The sequence below is a fragment of the Paenisporosarcina sp. P4_D4 genome, assembly GCF_056401835.1.
The window spans coordinates 1-20905 of the sequence record NZ_JBFUIO010000030.1 but is presented as its reverse complement, the minus strand read 5'-3'; the positions used below and the strand labels follow the sequence as shown (position 1 = coordinate 20905).

At 40.2% G+C, this 20905-nt stretch carries 19 protein-coding genes; 3 read left to right on the top strand and 16 right to left on the bottom strand.

Annotated elements, in window-relative coordinates; genetic code table 11:
- Nucleotides 1-112: 112 nt before the first annotated feature.
- From hflC to citZ, 8 genes are all read right to left on the bottom strand, one after another.
- Nucleotides 113-1096, bottom strand: a complete 984-nt coding sequence (gene hflC / locus AC1DSL_RS09210) for a protease modulator HflC (RefSeq protein ID WP_477531955.1) — start codon at nucleotides 1094-1096, stop codon at nucleotides 113-115.
- Nucleotides 1096-2055, bottom strand: a complete 960-nt coding sequence (hflK, locus tag AC1DSL_RS09205) for an FtsH protease activity modulator HflK (RefSeq protein ID WP_016426694.1) — start codon at nucleotides 2053-2055, stop codon at nucleotides 1096-1098. Before hflK ends, hflC begins: the two co-directional genes overlap by 1 nt.
- Nucleotides 2056-2320: 265 nt before the next feature.
- On the bottom strand, nucleotides 2321-3859 hold the full coding sequence (pnpS, locus tag AC1DSL_RS09200; protein WP_477531954.1) for a two-component system histidine kinase PnpS: 1539 nt from the start codon (nucleotides 3857-3859) through the stop codon (nucleotides 2321-2323).
- Nucleotides 3856-4569, bottom strand: coding sequence for a response regulator transcription factor (locus AC1DSL_RS09195; RefSeq protein WP_016426692.1), 714 nt, complete (start codon nucleotides 4567-4569; stop codon nucleotides 3856-3858). The genes pnpS and AC1DSL_RS09195 overlap by 4 nt, the downstream gene beginning before the upstream one ends.
- A 54-nt stretch (nucleotides 4570-4623) precedes the next feature.
- Nucleotides 4624-5100, bottom strand: a complete 477-nt coding sequence (locus tag AC1DSL_RS09190; RefSeq protein ID WP_477531953.1) for a MaoC/PaaZ C-terminal domain-containing protein — start codon at nucleotides 5098-5100, stop codon at nucleotides 4624-4626.
- A 110-nt stretch (nucleotides 5101-5210) separates the two neighbouring features.
- The gene (gene mdh, locus AC1DSL_RS09185; RefSeq protein WP_477531952.1) at nucleotides 5211-6149 is read right to left on the bottom strand and encodes a malate dehydrogenase; all 939 of its coding nucleotides are present in this window, start codon (nucleotides 6147-6149) and stop codon (nucleotides 5211-5213) included.
- A gap of 207 nt (nucleotides 6150-6356) precedes the next feature.
- Nucleotides 6357-7625: an NADP-dependent isocitrate dehydrogenase gene (gene icd / locus AC1DSL_RS09180; protein WP_016426689.1), complete on the bottom strand. Its 1269-nt coding sequence runs from the start codon at nucleotides 7623-7625 to the stop codon at nucleotides 6357-6359.
- A gap of 129 nt (nucleotides 7626-7754) precedes the next feature.
- Nucleotides 7755-8870, bottom strand: a complete 1116-nt coding sequence (gene citZ, locus AC1DSL_RS09175; RefSeq protein WP_477531951.1) for a citrate synthase — start codon at nucleotides 8868-8870, stop codon at nucleotides 7755-7757.
- A gap of 262 nt (nucleotides 8871-9132) precedes the next feature.
- Here citZ and AC1DSL_RS09170 point away from each other — a divergent pair, with 262 nt between their 5' ends.
- Nucleotides 9133-10092 (top strand): AI-2E family transporter, encoded by a 960-nt coding sequence (locus tag AC1DSL_RS09170; RefSeq protein WP_477531950.1) that lies wholly within the window; start codon nucleotides 9133-9135, stop codon nucleotides 10090-10092.
- On the opposite strand, the gene AC1DSL_RS09165 is transcribed toward AC1DSL_RS09170, so the two are convergent.
- The 8 genes from AC1DSL_RS09165 to AC1DSL_RS09130 all read right to left on the bottom strand — a co-directional run bounded on the left by AC1DSL_RS09165 (nucleotide 10079) and on the right by AC1DSL_RS09130 (nucleotide 20456).
- The gene (locus AC1DSL_RS09165) at nucleotides 10079-10462 is read right to left on the bottom strand and encodes an FxsA family protein (RefSeq protein ID WP_342543278.1); all 384 of its coding nucleotides are present in this window, start codon (nucleotides 10460-10462) and stop codon (nucleotides 10079-10081) included. The genes AC1DSL_RS09170 and AC1DSL_RS09165 overlap by 14 nt on opposite strands.
- Nucleotides 10463-10923: 461 nt before the next feature.
- A complete protein-coding gene (pyk, locus tag AC1DSL_RS09160) occupies nucleotides 10924-12687 on the bottom strand; it encodes a pyruvate kinase (RefSeq protein WP_342543277.1) in 1764 nt (587 codons plus the stop codon).
- 21 nt (nucleotides 12688-12708) lie between these two features.
- Entirely contained in the window at nucleotides 12709-13668 is a 960-nt protein-coding gene (gene pfkA, locus AC1DSL_RS09155) for a 6-phosphofructokinase (RefSeq protein ID WP_016426684.1), read from the bottom strand.
- A 95-nt stretch (nucleotides 13669-13763) separates the two neighbouring features.
- Nucleotides 13764-14717, bottom strand: a complete 954-nt coding sequence (accA, locus tag AC1DSL_RS09150) for an acetyl-CoA carboxylase carboxyl transferase subunit alpha (RefSeq protein WP_477531949.1) — start codon at nucleotides 14715-14717, stop codon at nucleotides 13764-13766.
- Nucleotide 14718: 1 nt separating this feature from the next.
- On the bottom strand, nucleotides 14719-15579 hold the full coding sequence (gene accD, locus AC1DSL_RS09145) for an acetyl-CoA carboxylase, carboxyltransferase subunit beta (RefSeq protein WP_016426682.1): 861 nt from the start codon (nucleotides 15577-15579) through the stop codon (nucleotides 14719-14721).
- Entirely contained in the window at nucleotides 15576-16223 is a 648-nt protein-coding gene (locus AC1DSL_RS09140) for a FadR/GntR family transcriptional regulator (RefSeq protein ID WP_477531948.1), read from the bottom strand. The genes accD and AC1DSL_RS09140 overlap by 4 nt, the downstream gene beginning before the upstream one ends.
- Nucleotides 16224-16419: 196 nt before the next feature.
- Nucleotides 16420-19500 (bottom strand): DNA polymerase III subunit alpha, encoded by a 3081-nt coding sequence (gene dnaE, locus AC1DSL_RS09135; RefSeq protein WP_477531947.1) that lies wholly within the window; start codon nucleotides 19498-19500, stop codon nucleotides 16420-16422.
- Between the two features lie 20 nt (nucleotides 19501-19520).
- Nucleotides 19521-20456 (bottom strand): DHH family phosphoesterase, encoded by a 936-nt coding sequence (locus AC1DSL_RS09130; RefSeq protein ID WP_477531946.1) that lies wholly within the window; start codon nucleotides 20454-20456, stop codon nucleotides 19521-19523.
- Nucleotides 20457-20550: 94 nt separating this feature from the next.
- Between AC1DSL_RS09130 and AC1DSL_RS09125 the strand changes: the two genes are divergently transcribed.
- Both AC1DSL_RS09125 and AC1DSL_RS09120 read left to right on the top strand, forming a co-directional pair.
- Complete coding sequence (locus tag AC1DSL_RS09125; RefSeq protein ID WP_477531945.1) at nucleotides 20551-20766, top strand: YtpI family protein; 216 nt, start codon at nucleotides 20551-20553, stop codon at nucleotides 20764-20766.
- The coding region (locus AC1DSL_RS09120; RefSeq protein ID WP_477531962.1) for a YtpI family protein at nucleotides 20744-20905 on the top strand (162 nt) is incomplete at its 3' end. The genes AC1DSL_RS09125 and AC1DSL_RS09120, both read left to right, overlap by 23 nt.

The window sequence follows — 20905 nt, the reverse complement described above, 5'->3', positions numbered from 1 at the left end:
CATCTTCCTTCATATTACCATGTTGGCAAGATGAAAGGAAAATGACGTCCTTTGAAATAAACAGTGTTATTGGTTTTTCAAATACAGCTTATGAAATGTCACTCCTAATAATCTATTCCAAGTAACCTGAAAGAATTTTTGCATAAGGAGAATCCGATGGCAAAATAATCATTGTATCATCACCAATTGTTTTCTTGTAGGATTCTAATGTTCGATATAAAGCATAAAATTCAGGGTCTTTCGAGAAAGATTGATTATAAATCTTGGCCGCTTCCGATTCACCTTCAGCTGCAATGATGGATGCTTCTTTTTGGGCAATTGCAACCATTTCCTGTACTTTGCGATCTGTAGATGCTTCAATTGTGCGCTTATCTGCATCCCCCTCAGACAGGTACTTCTGTGCTATGGATTGGCGTTCGGAAATCATGCGTGTATAAACGGATTGTTCGTTTTCTGGTGGGAGGTCCGTACGCTTCATTCGGACATCAATTACTTCTACTCCGTAATCATCGTCTTTCAGAAGCTCATTTACGCGTGCAGTCACGCGGTCATTCAAGCTTCCTCTCGAAGTGTTTTCATCATTGATGATTTCATCATAGTTCAGCTGTCCAAGTTCTGTCCGTACGACAGAGTATATAAACTCTTCCATTCGCGCTTCTGCATTCAACAAAGTTCCTGCACTCGTTATCATGGCTTTAGGTTCGCTAATTCGCCATACAGCGTAGTTATCAATGATAATTCGCTTTTTATCCTTAGTATTGATTTCCGCTTCCGAAACGTTATACGTCATCTGATAACGCGGTAAAGTAGAGACACTTTGGACAAACGGGATTTTCATATAAATTCCAGGCTCAAATCGAATATCCACCACTTCACCAAATTGGCGAACAACACGGTACTCATTTTCTTTAACAACATATATATTAGCGAGCAGGATAATTAGAACGGCAAATACGACGGTTAATGTAATAATGGTCTTCATATGTTTTTTTAAATTTGTAGGCTCTCGTGTTTTTGTTATTTTATTTTTATTATTGAATTGTTCATTGAACTTTTGTTCCAGGCTTGCGAATGGGTTCGGTTTGTTCGTGTCCATTATTTGCCGCCTCCCTGCTCAGTTGTAACTGGTGGAACTTGTGTAGGTTGTTGTAATGGCAAGTACTTCACCGTTTCACCTGAATCATTCATGATGTAAATTTGAGCATTCGGCAAGACCGACTCCAATGTCTCAATGACTAATCGTTGTCTTGTGATTTCCTGATTGTTTCGATACTCTGCATAAAGTTTATTGAAGACAGCCACTTCTCCTGTTGCCTGCTGAATACGTGCTGTACGTTGGCCTTCAGCACGGGACTTAATGGCAGCAATCTCACCAATTGCTTCACTTTCACGCTGATTTTGATATTTCTTCGCTTCATTTGTTTTCGTGTTTTTCGTTTCACGCGCATCGGTTACGGCTGTAAAAGCAGAACGGACCTCTGCATTCGGCAATTCTACATCTTGTAGTTTTACACCTAAAATGGAAATACCAATATCATATTTTTCGATAAGCGTAGCAAGTAAGTCCCTCGTTTGAGCTTCAATATCTGCTTTTCCTGATGTTAAAGCTTCATCAATCATCGAACTCCCGATGATTGAACGGATAGATGCTGAAGTGGCATCATGCAAAATTTCCTGTGGGGCTTCTGAATTAAATAAATACTTTCCAGGGTCTGTGATTTTCCACTGTACAACCAAGTCAGTTAATACAATGTTTTCATCCCCTGTAATCATTTTTGTTTCGTTATCGTATGAATCAATTTCTCCATCTTCTGATTGCTTGTAGCCGAATCGCAGACTGAATGTCTCCTTCGATAGAATTTCTACTTTTTGCATGGGCCATGGCAATTTAAAATGCAATCCAGAATCTAGTATTGGCTCCTCTGCTTTCCCAAAAGTTATGACGACCGCTTGCTCCGATTCATCCACTGTATACCATGTAGTAAATATGGCAATAAGTGCAATGATTCCAGCCAAAGCCAAAGATGCAGTCGTTAAAATGCGCTTAACACTCATCTATGTATCCCTCTTTTCTTTTCACTCATTATTTCTACGATTAGATCAATATAAAGTTTCATAAAGTTTACTTTCATTGGAATTTTTCAGGACCCTCGATCCCAATCACCCATTCGAGACGAAATGAACAATTTATTACACATGAAAAAAGAACCCTTGAAATAGGGTTCTTTTTCCTGCCAAATGCGGTAATAGGGGGTTTCATAAATATCTTAACAAAGCATTATGAATCCACTGTGTAGAGCTTGTAAAGAACTTGTTAAGTTTATTGTTTTTTCGGAATGAGAATCTTAAATTGCGTACCTACTCCAGGTTCGCTTTCAACAAAAATTCGTCCATGATGAGCCTCGATTAGATGCTTGACTATAGCTAGTCCCAAACCGGTACCACCAGAATTTCGACTTCTCGCACGATCAATTCGATAAAAACGCTCAAAGATACGTGGGATTTCTTTTTTATCCATCCCCATCCCTTCATCTCGAATGACAATGATTCCATGAGTTTCACTTTCATGAAGGGATAAATGAACAGTTGTATTTTCCGGCGAATAAGTAATGGCATTTGTCAGTAAATTCATAACCACTTGAATCAAACGGTTCATGTCCCCATCCACAATGACCTCATGGTTTATGTTTGAGATAAACGTCATTTGTTTCTCATCAAGACGAGGACTTGTCATCTCAGCAGCACGCCTCATGACTTCACGTAAGTTCGTTTGAGCAAACTCTACGGAGAACCCATGTTGCTCAATTTTCGAAAGTTCCAATAGGTCTTGAATTAACATTTGCAGACGATTGCTTTCTTTATGGATGATTTCCAAAAAAGAAAGTAACGTCTTTTTGTCATTCATGGCCCCATCCAATAACGTTTCCGAAAAACCTTTAATCGATGTAATCGGTGTTCGCAGTTCGTGGGAAACGTTCGCCACGAAATCTTTCCTGATTTGCTCAAGACGCACAAGATCGGAAATGTCATGCATGACGATAACAACACCTAGCCATCGACCATGTTCACCGATAACTGGGGCACCATAAACTTCCATATGGCGTATTTCCTGCTGGATGACGATTGCCATTTGCTTACGTGAAGAAGATTCCATTAAAAAGACGTAGTCGATGAACTTTTTCAATTCATCAGGTAAGTCCACTCTTTTAAAAAGTTCATCCTGAACATCTTGTGCGCTGAATTCAAACTGATCAACAAAAGTCTTGTTGACAATACTGATTTGACCTTCCCGGTCGATCATCATTAAGGCACTGCCCATATTTTCAATAAGTGTTTTTAATCGTTCCTTTTCCATTTCTCGTACTTTGAACAATTCCTGCAAATTCCTTGCCAGGATATTGATGGAAGTGCCGAGCTGCGCCGTGGTTGCAAAGTCGTCTTCGTATGCCCTCGCCCGATAATTGCCTTTGGCAAGCTCAATGGCAACTTCGGTCACATTATCAATTGGTTGTGCGTAGCGTTTCGTCAATCGATACGAAAATATAATGGCAATGACAAATGCTCCTAGCAAGACTATCACTATGGTTTTCCAAAGTTGTTGCCGAGTATCAATAAAGTCACTGCTAGTGCGGTCGCTTGAGAGCACATCCGTAATTTCCGCTTTTTGTGAGTCATTGATTTCACCATTTGATTGTTCAATAATCTGTGAAATTTCCTCTACTTTTTCAATCGAATTGCTTCGAACAGATTCCTCCACGTATACAGGAAAAAGCTGACTGATGATAATACCCAAGCCAGCTAAAATCGAACCTACCAAAAGTGTAAATGACATGACGATTTTTCCGTGGAGGGAATTCATACCGTTTTTGGCTCCTCAAATTTATACCCCAGTCCCCTAATGGTTTTAATAAATATAGGTTTACGGCTGTTGTCTTCAATTTTATCCCGTAAATGACTGATGTGAACGTCAACGATGCGAGTGTCGCCTGCAAAATCATAATTCCAGACGGCACTTAACAATTGGTCACGTGTCAGCACTCGATTTTTGTTTTCCATGAGATATACAAGCAGTTCAAATTCTTTCGGAGTAAAGTCCAAAGTATCCTCACTTAAAAATACTTCAAAACGTTCGGGATACACACGTAATGGACCAAATTCAAAACCTTGGTCATTTCCTTTTTGCGACGTTTCATCAACTGAAGCAGTAAATCTCCTTAAGACTGCTTTGACACGTGCTGTTACTTCTCTCGGACTAAATGGTTTGGTCATATAGTCATCCGCACCCAATTCAAGACCCAGCACTTTATCAAACTCATCATCTTTTGCTGTTAGCATGATGATGGGCGTATTGATTTTTTGAAGACGCAAGGCTTTGCAAACTTCCATGCCATCCATTTTGGGCAACATAAGATCAAGTATAATTAAATCCGGCTTTTTTTCTAAAACAGCATCATAACCTTCTTGGCCATCACTCGCCGTCTCAACAACAAAACCTGCTTGTTCCAAATTATATTGAAGTAAAGTTGCGATTGAACTTTCATCATCTACTACGAGAATTTTCTTTGACATGTTTTTGCCCTCCACCTTCGATTTAAAACCCCCATCTTAAACCGAAAGAGCTCTCTAGAAATTATCCATTGATTGTGCTGTTAATTTGTTTTCCAAACGTGGAGGGGTAGACGTAATTTTGCCTTCAATCACTGTCTCACCATCTTCATTTGTTGCAGTTACTTCAATTTCAACTAAGTTTTTTTCGACATTCACAGAAATCACTTGAAGTAAGAAATCAATTGTTGCGTAATGGTATACCGGTTTTGGAAAAGCTAAATGCTGTTCTACGATATGTGATCCTGGACCAGGCAAATACTTTGAAACGGCTGAAGTAACAATGCCCGTCAGCATAATAGCAGGTACTATCGGTTTTTCAAAAACCGTTTGTGAAGCGAAATCATGTTGGATATACAATGGATTCCCATCGTTCGTTAATCCTAAATATAATAGTAAATCTTTATCTTCGATCTTTTCAGTCAGCTTTAATTTTTCTCCAACTGACATTTCTTCTACTTTTCTGCCGAGTTTACGTTTTTTCCCCAATAACATGTGATGTCCCCCTCTGTTCCTGTTATCTCTACATTAACATAGTATCAATACCTACCAAAAAAATCGAGCGGGGAAATCCCGCTCGATTCTTATCCGAAGCTTTTCGTTAATTACACAAGAATTTCCATAACGTTACGTACTGAAGCAGCTGATTTTTCCAACTCAGCTTTTTCAGATGCTGTTAAATCAAGTTCGATAATCTGTTCAATTCCACCAGCACCTAAAATTGTCGGAACGCCAAGGTAAATACCTTCTAAACCATATTCACCTTCCAGATAAGCGATTGATGGCAATACACGACGTTGATCTTTCAGGATTGCTTCAGCCATTTCAACTATAGCAGCAGCGGGTGCGTAGTATGCAGAACCGTTTCCAAGAAGGTTTACGATTTCTGCTCCACCTTTACGCGTGCGTTCCACTATTTCAGCCAAACGATCTGCAGGAATCAATGTTTCCAATGGAATTCCTCCAGCATATGAGTAGCGTACCAATGGTACCATATCGTCACCGTGGCCACCAAGAACGAAACCTGTGATGTCTTTAACGGACAAGTTTAATTCTTGAGCAACGAAAGTACGGAAACGTGCTGAATCGAGTACTCCAGATTGGCCAATAACACGCTCTTTAGGGAACCCAGATTCTTTGTATACTGTGTAAGTCATTGCATCAACTGGATTAGTTAATACAATAATCGTTGTGTTTGGAGAATGTTTAATGATTTCACCCGTAACAATTTTCATGACTTTTTGGTTTGTTTGGACCAAATCGTCACGGCTCATGCCAGGCTTACGAGCAATTCCAGCGGTGATGATAACGATATCTGAGTCTTTCGTATCTTCATAGCTAGAAGTGCCGATAATGTTTGCATCAAATCCTTGAACAGGACCAGCTTCCAACATATCTAACGCTTTCCCTTTAGTTGGGTTTTCCATTTGTGGAATATCAACTATTACAACGTCTCCTAGTTCTTTTTGAGCTAATAGGAATGCTGTTGTCGCACCTGTAAATCCAGAACCGATTACTGAAATCTTTTTACGTTTCAATGTCATCAGAAAACTCTCCTTTTGTATAAAGCTTTATTAAATGAAACTAATGATTAAAAATCAACAGTACTATATAACATAGCTTTGTATAAAAAAGAGGGCCGAGGCCCTCTTTCTAAAAATAGTGTTTTACTATGCAATTGATTAAGTGAAGTCGCTAATCGTGATGTCTAGCGCCGGTGTCGAGCTTGAGTAGGCTTCTACACTTTTCTCTTAAAGATTTTTGATTAATTCGTCAGCGAACTCAGAACATTTAACTTCAGTTGCACCATCCATTAAACGAGCGAAGTCGTAAGTTACAACTTTAGAAGAAATTGTTTTTTCCATAGAGTCCATAACTAATTTAGCCGCTTCATTCCAGCCAAGGTGTTCAAGCATTAATACACCTGAAAGGATAACTGAAGATGGGTTTACTTTATCAAGACCAGCGTATTTAGGAGCTGTACCATGAGTCGCTTCGAAAATAGCATGACCTGTCAAATAGTTAATGTTTGCTCCTGGAGCGATACCGATACCACCAACTTGTGCAGCTAGTGCATCAGAAATGTAGTCACCGTTCAAGTTCATTGTTGCAACAACATCAAATTCGCTTGGACGAGTCAAGATTTGTTGTAGGAAGATATCAGCAATTGAATCTTTCACAAGAATTTTACCAGCAGCTAATGCTTCTTCTTGTGCTTTGTTCGCAGCTTCTGTACCTTGATCCGCTTTAATTTGATCGTATTGATTCCAAGTGAATGTTTTATCAGCAAATTCTTGTTCTGCCACTTCATAGCCCCAAGTTTTGAAAGCTCCTTCAGTGAACTTCATGATGTTCCCTTTGTGAACAAGTGTTAATGACTCGCGGCCTTCTTTGATGATGTAGTTTAATGCAGCACGCACCAAACGTTTAGTTCCTTCTTCAGACACTGGTTTGATCCCGATACCAGAAGTTTCAGGGAAACGGATGTTTTTTGTACCCATTTCATTTTGTAAGAATTCGATGATTTTTTTCACTTCATCAGAACCTTTAGCAAACTCGATACCTGCATAGATATCTTCAGTGTTTTCACGGAAAATAACCATATCTGTATCTTCAGGACGTTTAACCGGTGAAGGTACTCCGTCGAAGTAACGAACTGGACGTAGGCATGTATATAAATCCAATTCTTGACGCAAAGCAACGTTCAAAGAACGAATACCGCCGCCAACCGGAGTCGTAAGAGGTCCTTTGATTGCGATTAAGTATTCACGGATTACGTCTAAAGTTTCTTCTGGCAACCATTCACCCGTTTTGTCGAATGCTTTTTGTCCAGCTAATACTTCTTTCCAGACGATTGATTTTTCACCGTTATAAGCTTTTTCTACTGCTGCTTCTAATACACGCTCTGAAGCTGCCCAGATATCAGGACCGATTCCGTCACCTTCGATATAAGGAATGATCGGGTTGTTAGGTACGTTTAAAACGCCATTTTCAACTGTAATTTTGCCACCGTTTGTCATAATAATTTTCCTCCTATAGGCATAATCATAGGGCTAGCACTTTTTAAGGAAGTGCAGAAAGTAACATGAATGTCATTTTCTGCACTTCGCTCTTTAAAGTACAGCCCTTCATATGTGTAATTTTAAAAATTAACGCTCGTTCACTGGTACATATTTTTGCATACCAGGTCCTGTATATTCAGCACGTGGACGGATTAGACGGTTATTAGAATATTGTTCTAAAATGTGAGCTAACCAGCCAGAAACACGTGATACAGCAAAAATCGGTGTAAATAAGTCATGATCGATATTCAATGAATGATAAACAGAAGCTGAATAGAAATCAACATTTGGTGGAAGATTTTTTTGACCTGTTACAATATCGTCAATTTTAATTGACATGTCGTACCATTTCTCTTCTCCACGAAGTTTTGTTAACTTTTGAGACATTTCACGTAAGTGTTTCGCACGTGGATCACCTTTGCGGTATACGCGGTGACCGAAGCCCATGATTTTTTCTTTGTTAGCAAGCTTCTCGTTGATATATGAATCAACATTTTCAACTGACCCAATTTCCATCAACATTTTCATTACTTGCTCGTTCGCTCCACCGTGTAAAGGTCCTTTAAGTGCACCAAGCGCTGCAACAACACCAGAATAAACATCTGAAAGTGTCGCTACACAAACGCGAGCTGTAAATGTTGAAGCATTCAACTCATGGTCAGCATGTAATACTAAAGCTTTGTTGAAAGCTTCTTCTTCGATTGCTTCAGGTATTTCGCCATTAAGCATGTACAGGAAGTTAGCAGCAAAACTTAAGTCGCTCTTTGGTGCGATTGGTTCTTGTCCTTTTCGAACGCGAGCAAATGCAGATACTAAAGTAGACATCTTAGCTTGAAGCTGAATTGCTTTCATGTAGTTAGCTTCTTCAGACATATCTTCAGCTTTTTCATCATACAATCCAAGCATAGATACAGCTGTACGAAGAGCCGTCATTGGGTGAACTTTATCAATTGGATACGTTTTGAAATGGTTCAATACCTCTTGAGGTACTGCCATATTATCCGCAAGTTGTTGTTTCAATTCAGCTAATTCTTCAACTTTTGGCAGGCGTTTGTGCCATAGCAAGTAGATTACTTCTTCAAAACTTGCGTGATCTGCCAAGTCATCAATATCATAGCCAACGTATGTAAGTGTGTCATCAATGATTGAACTGATAGCGGATTGAGTAGCTACCACTCCTTCAAGACCTTTTGTTGATGTCATGTATATCGCTCCTTCTTGTTTTAAAATTCATCATTCCACACAAAAAAAACGCAGAATGATGGCTCATCTGCTCAATATGAACCTTTTATTTATATGGCTTACATTGACATTATAATCAATTTTGACGTCTTTGTGAATGAAAACGCTCGATTTTCGATAACTTTCGCAAAATTCATGATATCTTGTCACAAAGTAGAAATATTCTGTCTAAACGATATAAATAAACATAACAGCTATACACACTGCATTTGGAGGTGGAAAAGTGTATGAAAACATAGTTGCATTCATGAAAAAATGGTTTCCGGTTGCATTCATTTTACTCATTACCTGGCTGATTTATCCTGTTACCATTGCCATACTACTCGCTTATTTTCTACACCCAATTGTGAAGTGGATACATAAAATTACCCGATTACCCCGTTGGATAACCGTATTGTTATTCGAAAGTGCCTTGCTTGGATCAATTATTTTGGGTTGTACTTTGATGGTAAGAGAACTCCTTGAAATACTTTATCCTTTTAGATTTCACTTGGAAGAATTGCAGTTGTTCATGAAGGAGAACAAAACAAATTGGCAATCAGTCATTGAAGCCCTATCCATGGTCAGTGAAAACTTACTTAAAAAAATATCATTATTTATTCAGCATCTGCCTGCACAGTTTGTTGAAACCTTTGTCTTTTTAGTTGCCTTGTTTTTTGCCTTGCAGGAATCTTTGAAATCAAGAACATGGTTCTTCATCTATATCCCCTCCAAGACGAGACAGACAATTAAACCATTATTTTTAAAAGCAACCAAGCTTTTCGAGAAATTTACGATTGTGGAAATTAAGTTATTCCTGATGACGTTCGTTCAATTAATGGTCGGGTTTTATGTCCTGAAATTCTCGTCTCCTATAGGACTGGCTTTCCTGATTTCTTTTGCTGATTTAATGCCCTTTTTAGGGACAGGCATAATATTAATCCCGATGGCTGCTTTCTTCATTTTAACGAAGCAAACGACCCTCGGGATTATCATTCTCTTGCTCTATGCATTTATTTTATTGACACGTCAATTACTCGAGTCTTACTTGTGGGCAAACACCATGCACATTAGAGCTGTGCACGTATTTTTCATCAGCGCATGTTCTTTGTTGCTGTTCGGCATACCCGGGATATTACTAAGCCCTTTCTTATTGCTTGCAGCCGTTCATTTCAGTAAACATCATTGGTTTACATCACAATGATTTGTCCTTTTTTCATTTTCGACTTAATCCATTTATAAACAATTGGTTTAAATAACTGTCTGGTCGGAGAAAACAAAAATAAAAATCCAAATAGATCTGTCACAAATCCTGGAGATAATAATAAAAGACCACCTGCAAACACAAACAAAGCATTTACCATGGCATCTCCTGGAGCTTGAAAATTCTTCATCTGAACTTGGACATCCCTGATTGCTTTCAATCCTTGCTTTTTAGCCAGGTAAGCTCCGAGTATTCCTGTGCTGAGAATAATCATGATGGTAGGTATCAATCCAAATGTCTTACCGGACCACAATAAAATCCCAATTTCCAGTGCAGGAACTACGATAAAGATTAATGCCAACCATTTCATTTCGAACATCCCCTTATTTCGTTTCTTTTTTTCTGCCGATTACTTAAGATTTGATTTGTGATTATTATAAAAGGTCTGTTAAATGTTGTTGATATTCCGCAAAACAGCTACGCTTTCCTAGGGCGACCGCCGAGTCTCCACGGCGCTTTGAAAACCGGTGCTCCTGCATCGCTTTGCTAGCTTCGTCGCAAACGAGTTGTGCAAAATTGCTTTTGCACAACTCGTTTTCTGCAGGGTCTCGACTGTCTCGCTTCCCCTCAGGAGTCTTCGCTGTTTTGCTACATATCACTGATTATTAAAAACAACAACGAAACATCACATAGCCTCTTAAAAAAGTGGGCATCTTTCCCCTTGATCTCATTAACATCGTTTCATAAAGCTTCAACTTTTAATTTCTTACGATTCATTTTAAAAAAATTGCCCCAACACTCCTGTGTTGAGGCTTTTTTTATTAGGTTCACTTACAGGACACTACTCGCATGCCCATGATAGATGACACCTGATTCAGCGTCCATCGTGACATCCTGACCGTTTACAATTAATTTAGTGGCATCTTTGACCCCTACAATTACCGGAATCCCAAGACTTAGACCCACTACTGCCGCATGACTTGTCAAGCCACCTTCTTCCGTAATAAGTCCAGCACATTTATTAATGGCCGGCATCATATCACGATCTGAACCAATGGTGACGATAATCGAATCGGTTGTATCAATATTTGCTAAGTCATCCGCATTATTCGCAACAACCGTATGTCCGAATGCAACAGATTTACCAATTCCTTGTCCTTTAGCCACAATATCACCAATTACATGAACTTTCATCAAGTTTGTTGTTCCTGCTTCACCGACTGGTACACCTGCCGTAATGATAACAAGGTCACCATGTTTTACGTAATTATGTTTTAAACTTTCTTCCACTGAAAGATCCAGAATCTCATCAGTTGAACCTACTTTTTCACCAACAATCGGATAAACGCCCCACACAAGAGTCAATTTACGTGATGGTCGTTCAGTAGAAGTTACTGCAATGATTGATGCACCTTGACGATACTTCGAAATCATTTTCGCTGTATGGCCACTTTCAGTAGGTGCAATAATTGCTTTTGCTTTTAAGTTTATGGATGTATGGGCAACTGCTTGACCGATTGCATCCGTCATTGTGACATCTTTGCTTTTACTCTTTGCAGAAACAATTGCACGATAATCCAATGCATCTTCCGTACGGATAGCGATTTTATCCATGGTCTTGACGGACTCAACCGGATACATTCCTGCTGCAGTTTCACCCGATAGCATGATTGCATCTGTTCCATCAAAGATTGCGTTTGCTACATCACTCGCTTCCGCACGAGTCGGGCGGGGATTACGTTGCATGGAATCCAACATCTGTGTTGCTGTAATGACTGGTTTACCCGCTTCATTACATTTACCAATTAAGCTTTTTTGAACCAAAGGCACTTCTTCGGCAGGAATTTCAACGCCTAAATCTCCGCGAGCAACCATTAGTCCGTCCGATACCAACAGGATGTCATCAATATTATCGACGCCTTCCTGGTTCTCGATTTTCGGGATGATTTGAATATGCCCACCATCATTGTTCTCAAGCAATTCGCGAATTTCCATGACATCTTTTGCACGACGCACAAATGATGCAGCAATGAAATCAACGTCTTGTTCAATACCAAATAAAATATCTTGAGCATCTTTGTCAGTTATTCCTGGCAGTTGTACAGAAACACCTGGTACGTTAACACCTTTTTTATTTTTCAACGTTCCGGCATTATACACAACAGTATGAATCAAGCCTTCAGTTTGATCTACACTAGAAACGCGAAGTTCAATTAATCCATCATCGAGTAAGATGACAGAGCCTTCACTTACATCTTCAATTAAGCGGTCATAGGTGATAGAAAACATGTCTTTTGTCCCTAACACTTCAGTCATTGAAATCGCTAAAGATTGACCTGATTCCAATTCGATCGCATCGTTTTCCATTTGATGCGTGCGAATTTCAGGTCCTTTTGTATCCAAAAGAATACCGACGATTTTCCCGGTTTTCTTTGACGCTTCACGAATACGCTTAATACGTTCTCCGTGCTCTTCATGATTTCCATGTGAAAAGTTCAAGCGAGCGACGTTCATCCCTGCTTCGATTAATTTTTCAAGCATTTCAGGTGATTCACTGGCTGGTCCGATTGTACATACGATTTTTGTTTTTCTCATTGTTGTATCCTCTCCATTACACTAAATGGCTAATTCTTTTGATAGTTTATACATAGTTAAATCTGCTTCATGCTTTCCGTCGAAAGCCTCAGTCATAGAATAGTCTACCACTTGATGATTACGCATGCCAATGGCAAGTCCTCCGGCACCTTCCATCAACTTTTCAACAGCCCGAGCTCCAAAAAGACTGGCTAATACGCGGTCCCTTGCAGTCGGAGAGCCTCCTCGCTGAATATGCCCGAGGACAGAAACCCGTGTTTCTATCTGCGCATGCTCTTTCAATAAATCGGCAAATTCATTGGCATTCATGACACCTTCTGAGACAATAATGATGCTATGTTTTTTTCCGCGTTCATGTCCACTGCGAAGGCGGGAAAGTATATCTTCTAGATCAAACGGTTCTTCCGGAATCACGATTGTTTCAGCCCCACCGGCTAAACCTGCCCACAAAGCCAAATCACCCGCATCCCGGCCCATCACTTCTATAATGAAAGTACGCTCATGAGAAGTCGCCGTGTCGCGAATTTTATCTATTGCTTCAATCACCGTATTGAGTGCTGTATCAAAACCTATTGTGAAATCCGTACCCGGAATGTCATTATCGATGGTGCCAGGCACACCTATGCATGGAAATCCTTGGGATGTTAAAGCCATTGCACCGCGATAAGAACCATCTCCACCAATGACAACAAGACCTTCGATGCCATGTTTCTTCATTTGGTCGATGGCTTTCAATTGTCCTTCTTCGGTTATAAACTCCAGACAACGGGCAGAATGCAATTTCGTTCCGCCTCTTTGAATAATATCCCCAACTGAACCCAAGTCCAACTGTACTATCTTGCCATCAATTAGACCTTGATAACCATTATAGACACCCATGACTTCCATATCATGATAAATTGCTTTTCTGACAACTGCACGCAAGGCTGCATTCATTCCTGGTGCATCGCCACCACTTGTTAAAACACCGATTCTTTTCAATTGGATGTTCCTCCTTTGCCAAACCATATATTCACATTAACATGTTTGAACGCTCATTGTCAGTGAAAAAAAATAAGGATGCGATATACGCATCCTCATTCAGCAAATTCCCCGATGGATTTGAATTTCTCATAACGATTATCGACCAATTCTTCTTTACTCAGTTTGCTGAGTGTATCGATTGAACGTTGAAGTGCTTCTTTCATATAGATGGCTTGTTGCTTTGGATCACGATGTGCGCCACCAACTGCTTCTTGAATGATTTCATCAACAATGCCCATTTGTTTTAAATCGGGTGCAGTGATTTTCATTGCTTCCGCCGCTTGTTTAGCCAGAGCAGAATCTTTCCATAAAATCGATGCTGCCCCTTCAGGCGAAATAACAGAGTAAGTAGAGTTTTCGAGCATATGAACGTGGTTTGCAACTCCTAAAGCCAATGCACCGCCACTTCCACCTTCTCCAATCACTACACTTATGACAGGCACTTTTAGCCCGGCCATCTCTAGAAGATTTCTTGCAATCGCTTCGCTTTGTCCGCGCTCTTCTGCAGCTTTTCCGGGATAAGCTCCTTTTGTATCAATAAAACAAATAATGGGCCGATTGAACTTCTCTGCTTGTTTCATCAATCGTAATGCTTTCCGGTAACCCTCCGGATGCGGCATGCCAAAATTGCGGCGGATATTCTCTTTCGTATCTTTGCCCCGCTGATGACCGATTACAGTAATCGGGCATCCGTTAAACGCTGCAATGCCTCCGACTATCGCTTCATCATCTCCGTACGAACGGTCTCCGTGAAGTTCAATAAAGTCCGTGAAAATTTCACGAATATAATCTAATGTCGTTGGACGTTCTGGATGTCTTGCGACTTGAACACGATCCCACGGCTGCATGTTGTCATAAATATCTGTTTCCAGTTTTTGAAGGCGATCTTCTAATTGCTTAATTTCTGTCGATAAATCAACTTCAGCATTTGAAGTGAATTCTTTTAACTCACTGATTTTATCACGTAATTGAATAACGGGTTCTTCAAAAGGAAGAGTCTTTACCATATTAGTTGCCTCCTTTCGAATGAAGCTTCACTAGTGTAGATACGGTTTCTTTCATCGAAGAACGATGGACCACTGCATCCAATTGTCCATGTGCCAATAAAAACTCAGCCGTCTGGAAATTTTCAGGTAGTTTTTCCCGTACAGTTTGTTCAATAACACGTCGGCCTGCAAAGCCAATCAATGCTTTAGGTTCAGCTAAATTGATGTCCCCAATCGACGCAAAACTTGCAGATACCCCACCCGTTGTAGGATGTGTCAGGATAGAAATAAATAGTTGTCCTTTTTCGCTATGTCGATTTAGCGCCACGCTTGTTTTCGCCATTTGCATAAGCGAAAGTACGCCTTCTTGCATGCGGGCTCCACCGCTGGCTGTGAAAATAATAAAAGGCACTTCTTGCTTCGTTGCTTCTTCAATAGCGCGGGTGATTTTTTCACCCACTACAGATCCCATCGAACCCATGCGGAAATGCGCATCCATAATAGCTACAACGATTTTACGTCCGTTCAACATTCCTGTACCAGTCAAGACCGCTTCGTTCAATCCTGTTTTCTCACTATCCGACTTAATTTTATCCGTGTACCCTGGGAATTTAAGTGGATTGACTGTTGCTAAATGATCGTCCATGGATACAAATGTTTCTTCATCCAAGAAAATTGCTACACGTTCATGCGCCGTCATTTTGTAATGATGATCACAAGCTGGACAAACTTTTTTATTTTTGATTATGTCTTTCGTCAACCCGATATGTTTACATTCCGGACATTTTGTCATTAAACCTTCTGGAACATCTGTTTTTGATGCATTTGAAGGAATCGTTACATATTTATTTTTACGATTTCTTGAAAATATATCACGAATCATGTGGTTTCTCTCCCTTGTGTTAACCATCTTGTCCAAGCAGTATATGAGCGAATTGCTTCATCAATTTTCCCATCTATAATGGCTGTCAATAATTGTTGAATATAATTATTTTCTTCAATTTCAGAGTGTCCTTGGTATGGTTCTTCTCCATATTGCTTCAAAAGAAACCACATTTTCAGTGACAATCGATTATTACTTGAAATGAGTATTTCCCGAATCATATCCTCACGAACAATGCTTCCTACTTCTTGAAGTTGTTTGAGTAAACTCGCCCATACCGGCAGTTTATTTAGAGTAGGAGATCCTGCGACTATACGGATGGCTTCTTTTTCGTGTATTTCACGCGTAACATGTATATCCTCAATGGATTTCGAGTCTTGCAAAATAAACGTCGACAAGACTTCAACTAATTTGTGCTTTCGAAAATCTGTCAGAAAAGTACCTTCTCCACGTTTAGTTTCAATTAATCCTAATAGCTCCAGACTGCGCAGTGCTTCTCGAACGGTCGATCTCCCTACTTGAAGTCGTTCCGCCAATTCACGTTCAGATGGAAGTTTCCCCCCAGGTCGTATGTTTTCCGATTGAATAAGAAGTCGAAGTTCACGAACGATTTGCAAATACATTTTTGTCGTTTGATTTGTCATAAAACGCCCTCGACCTTCCATAATTTTCAAAGTGGTCTGACCACTCAATGAACCTATCATACAAAAAAATTGTCATCCATGCAATGGCAAATTCAAAAATCACATTCCGGAATAATCAAAATGTTTAAGCATGAGTGATTCAGAAAAATTTACAGAACAAACGCAAAAAACGACCTAAAGGATTAACGTTAGGTCGTCATTTCGACAGTGTTTGCATATTTTTCACAATGATTTGTGGCTTACCTTGCCGCCATTCCACAGTGCCTTCGATCTCTAAAACATGCTGTTCTTTAATGACAAGATTGTGAGAAGCATAGTCTTTCGGAAATACCGTACATGAAATATCTGACGTCTCATCCTGCACGGTTACAAATGCCATCGACTCACCTTTTTTAGTGCGTATTCTTCGGATTTCTTCAATCATGCCGACAATGACCACTGCCCGACCATTACGTGCATATTTGATTTCTTGAATAGGAGTTGCATTAATGTTCATTTCTTTCTTCAATCTTTCTACCGGGTGATTGGACATATACAACCCAAGCGTTTCCCTTTCAAACTGAAGTTTCAGCATTTCCGGCATGTCCGAGTTCTTCACATACTTGGGCTTGCCGAATGTCGTGACGTCTCCATCAAATAAATCCTGTTCTGCTTTCGGTCTGACGAGTTCCGCGTATTGTACTGCCGCATCAAGAGTTGCAAGCAGTGTCGCTCGATCGTGACCGAAGCCATCAAGAGCACCCGCTTTAATTAAAGGCTCTATTTGTTTACGTGAAAACTGCTCTGCCGATAAACTGACGGCAAGTTCGAAAATGTCTTGCCACAGTGGATGCGCTTGTTTTCGTTTTTGCAACAAGTCCCGTAAAAAGATATTGGAAACTCCTTTAACGGCAGACAATCCAAATCGAATCGCACCATTTTCCACTTGGAACGTCAACCCGCTTCTATGTATGGACGGAGGAAGTAGAGTAATATTATGCTGTTTGACTTCTTGAATTAAGCGCATGATTTTTTCATGATTACCCATTGATGCTGTCAATAACGATGCGTAAAAGTAAGCAGGATATTGAACTTTTAAATAGGCCATCTGATAGGAAATCATGCTATATGCTACTGCATGACTTTTCGGAAATCCATAATCTGCAAATCTGACAATCAGATCATACACTTCATTTGCTTCTCGCTCAGTAAATTGATTTTTCTGCGCCCGTTCTACAAACTGTTGGCGCTGCTCATCCAATACCTGTCGATTTTTCTTACTTACTGCGCGTCTTAAAATATCGGATTCGCCAAATGTAAATCCAGCCATTTTCGAAGAAATTTGCATGATCTGTTCCTGATAAACAATTACCCCATGCGTTTCTTTCAATATTGGCTCAAGCATCGGGTGGACATATGTCGTCTTCTCTTCCCGGTGTTTTCTGCGTTTATACGTTGGAATATTATCCATTGGACCTGGACGATACAGGGCGTTGACTGCCACAATATCCAGGAAATGAGTCGGCCGGATGTCACGCAGGGCTTGTCTCATTCCATCTGATTCCAATTGGAAAACCCCGGTCGTATCCCCCTGTTGAAGGAGCTTGAACGTTCCTTCGTGATGAAGCGGGATTTTTTCGAAATCAAGCCACTTATGTTGATCGAACCAGATCATGGTACGGATTCTCTCTAAAATGGTTAAGTTTCTTAATCCGAGAAAATCCATTTTGAGCAACCCACTCTGTTCCACTTCTTTCATTGGCCATTGGGTTAAATAAATGCCGTCTTGTCCTGCTTCAATCGGCAGTAGTTCTACCAATGGAACAGGTGATAAGACAACTCCTGCCGCATGAGTGGATGCGTTTCTCGGCAAGCCTTCGAGCTCCATAACGGTGTCAAACCATTTTTGATGGGTACGGTCCATGTCAATCCATTTTTTCAGGTTTTCAGAGCTGTTCACTGCCTCTTCAAATGAAATGCCGGGTTTATTCGGCAGTTGTTTGGATATCATCTCCAGAACAGAACTATCAAATCCAAAGACACGTGCCACGTCTCTGGCCGCCGCTTTTGCCGACAAAGTTCCATATGTTACGATTTGGGCCACGTGGGTATGTCCATATTTTTCAGCGACATACTGGATGACTTCATGTCTTCGGTGATCGGCAAAATCGATATCAATGTCCGGCATTGTGATTCGTTCAGGATTCAGGAAACGTTCAAATAATAAGCCGAATTGAAGAGGATCGACGTGTGTAATGAATAACGAATACGCAACGAGGGAACTAGCAGATGATCCACGACCGGGACCAGTCAATATTTGCTTGTTTTTCGCATACTCCATAAAGTCTGCCACAATTAAAAAATAATCTGCATAGCCCATTTGATTAATTACATTCAGTTCCATTTCGAGACGCTCTTTATATGACTCATCAAATGTTGCCAAACGCTGACTAAGGCCGGTCATACATTTTTCACGCAAAACATCCTGTGTCGACACATTTTCAGATACCGGGAATTTTGGCATATGGTATTGATCAGTGACAATTTCAACAAAACAGCTGTTTAGTAGTCGTTCTGCTTCTTCCAGCCACTCTGGCTGATCGGCAAACCATTCGATCCATTGTTCTCGGGTTGGCAAATAGTGATGCTCGTGCTTTGGTTTCACTCGCTGTGCGTCACTAAGCTTCACACCGTTCGCAATGGCTTGAGCCACTTCATACGCAAAGGCATCACTTGGAGAAACATAATTTGCCTGATGAGTTGCAATTAATGGGATTTGTCTTTCGATACAATTTCCAACCATTTCATTTTCACTGTCAGCAATACGTCCGCCTGGTCGTTCTATTCCACCCAGCAGACCAGAACCTAAGCAATCCTTTAAGGCATCCAATATGGATTCAACAGTTTCTAGCACTGCGATTTTGGAAAGCGGTACAACTACAAAACAGTCTTCTTTATAAGCACGGAGCCATTTTAATGGCAGTGCAGAAAGTGCTTTGACTTCTAGTGCGCTACTGATTTTCAATAAGTTCTGATAGCCCAGGTTGGTCTTGGCATACAGTTGGACTTCAACAAGTGTCTCGTCAGTCAGTTCAATAAGACAAGTTAAACCGATTACTGGATGTAAACCGGCTTTCTTGACAGCTTGATAAAATGGCATCACACCGTATAACCGTCTATTGGTAATGGCTACCGAAGACGCCTGTTGTTTTTGAAGGAAAGGAATCAATGCTTCCAAGCGAATCGTGCTATTAAGTAAATCTGCAGATGTCCCTACTTGTGGATACACTGGATACATTGGTCCTTCCCCCTTTCAACTTACTCACATAATTTGTTTAGTTTGGCAATTACTTCATCAGCAACTTTCCAGGAATAGACGGATGCTCCTGAAGCAAGCGGATGCCCACCGCCACCATACTGCTTGGCCAATTCATTGATTATAGGACCTTTAGAGCGAAGTCGCACGCGAATCTGATCCTCTTCTTCGATGAATATTATCCACGCTTTAATTCCTTTTACATTGCCAAGAGAACCGACAAGTAACGATGTTTCGCTTGCAGTCACACCGAATTCTTTCAACGTTTCAAGCGGTAGTTTAATGTAAGCCGCCCCGTTGTCATTCATGACGAAGTGCTGGTAAATATGACCTTGTAAATGCAATAGATTACGTTCCACTTCGTACATGCCATTAAATAATTCAGTACGATCAAAATTATATTTGATTAATTCGCCTGCCGTGTCAAAAGTCTTTTGACTTGTACTTGAGAACATAAATCGTCCGGTATCTCCGACGATTCCTGCAAATAGAACACGTGCGGCAGCATCAGACATTTGCCAATTTGCACTAGTCTTGCCTTCTTCGTAAAGATCATAAATCATTTCACTTGCAGAACTTGCTTGCGTATTGACCCATAATAAATCACCGTAGGCATCATCGTTCGGGTGATGATCGATTTTGATTAGAAAAGCACCCGATAGGTATCGTTGATCATCAATTCGTTCTGTGTTTGCTGTATCTGTGACGATAATAAGTGCACCTTCAAATTGGGCATCACTCACTTGGTCAGGCTCGGCAAGAAAGCTTAATGTTTCCTCATGTTCCCCTGTAACATACACCTTCTTGTCAGGGTAACTTGCTTTGAGAATTTCTTTTAAGCCAACTGAAGATCCGTAAGCATCGGGATCTGGTCTAACGTGCCGATGAATAATGATTGTTTCGTAAGCCGATATTGTGTCAATGATTTGACGTTTCATGATTTTCCCTCCGACCTTTCGTGAATACCATTCGCAATTCTGTAAAAATGTCGATACAATAATGACAGTTTCATTTAATAACAGGAGGTTTACGATGATAAATGCTGTATTTATATTTCTGATTGTAATTTCATTTGCGTTTTATTTTTATTTTAAAACGAAGCAATATCGCAGTGAATTACCGATTGCCAAAAAGTGGTATTCGAATCGTGCTTTAATAGCACTTGGTAGCTTGTTATTTTTCTTTGGACTTAACCAATTATTCTTATTTCCCACAACATTAACGTATGTTATCTTATTTTTATTTTAAAACGAAGCAATATCGCAGTGAATTACCGATTGCCAAAAAGTGGTATTCGAATCGTGCTTTAATAGCACTTGGTAGCTTGTTATATTTCTTTGGACTTAACCAATTATTCTTATTTCCCACAACATTAACGTATGTTATC

Excerpts from the sequence above, each read along its gene's own strand:
- hflC (WP_477531955.1), bottom strand. The coding sequence starts at position 1,096 with ATGGACACGAACAAACCGAACCCATTCGCAAGCCTGGAACAAAAGTTC.
- hflK (WP_016426694.1), bottom strand. The coding sequence starts at position 2,055 with ATGAGTGTTAAGCGCATTTTAACGACTGCATCTTTGGCTTTGGCTGGA.
- pnpS (WP_477531954.1), bottom strand. The coding sequence starts at position 3,859 with ATGAATTCCCTCCACGGAAAAATCGTCATGTCATTTACACTTTTGGTA.
- AC1DSL_RS09195 (WP_016426692.1), bottom strand. The coding sequence starts at position 4,569 with ATGTCAAAGAAAATTCTCGTAGTAGATGATGAAAGTTCAATCGCAACT.
- AC1DSL_RS09190 (WP_477531953.1), bottom strand. The coding sequence starts at position 5,100 with ATGTTATTGGGGAAAAAACGTAAACTCGGCAGAAAAGTAGAAGAAATG.
- mdh (WP_477531952.1), bottom strand. The coding sequence starts at position 6,149 with ATGACATTGAAACGTAAAAAGATTTCAGTAATCGGTTCTGGATTTACA.
- icd (WP_016426689.1), bottom strand. The coding sequence starts at position 7,625 with ATGACAAACGGTGGCAAAATTACAGTTGAAAATGGCGTTTTAAACGTA.
- citZ (WP_477531951.1), bottom strand. The coding sequence starts at position 8,870 with ATGACATCAACAAAAGGTCTTGAAGGAGTGGTAGCTACTCAATCCGCT.
- AC1DSL_RS09165 (WP_342543278.1), bottom strand. The coding sequence starts at position 10,462 with ATGAAATGGTTGGCATTAATCTTTATCGTAGTTCCTGCACTGGAAATT.
- pyk (WP_342543277.1), bottom strand. The coding sequence starts at position 12,687 with ATGAGAAAAACAAAAATCGTATGTACAATCGGACCAGCCAGTGAATCA.
- accA (WP_477531949.1), bottom strand. The coding sequence starts at position 14,717 with ATGGTAAAGACTCTTCCTTTTGAAGAACCCGTTATTCAATTACGTGAT.
- accD (WP_016426682.1), bottom strand. The coding sequence starts at position 15,579 with ATGATTCGTGATATATTTTCAAGAAATCGTAAAAATAAATATGTAACG.
- AC1DSL_RS09140 (WP_477531948.1), bottom strand. The coding sequence starts at position 16,223 with ATGACAAATCAAACGACAAAAATGTATTTGCAAATCGTTCGTGAACTT.
- dnaE (WP_477531947.1), bottom strand. The coding sequence starts at position 19,500 with ATGTATCCAGTGTATCCACAAGTAGGGACATCTGCAGATTTACTTAAT.
- AC1DSL_RS09130 (WP_477531946.1), bottom strand. The coding sequence starts at position 20,456 with ATGAAACGTCAAATCATTGACACAATATCGGCTTACGAAACAATCATT.
- AC1DSL_RS09125 (WP_477531945.1), top strand. The coding sequence starts at position 20,551 with ATGATAAATGCTGTATTTATATTTCTGATTGTAATTTCATTTGCGTTT.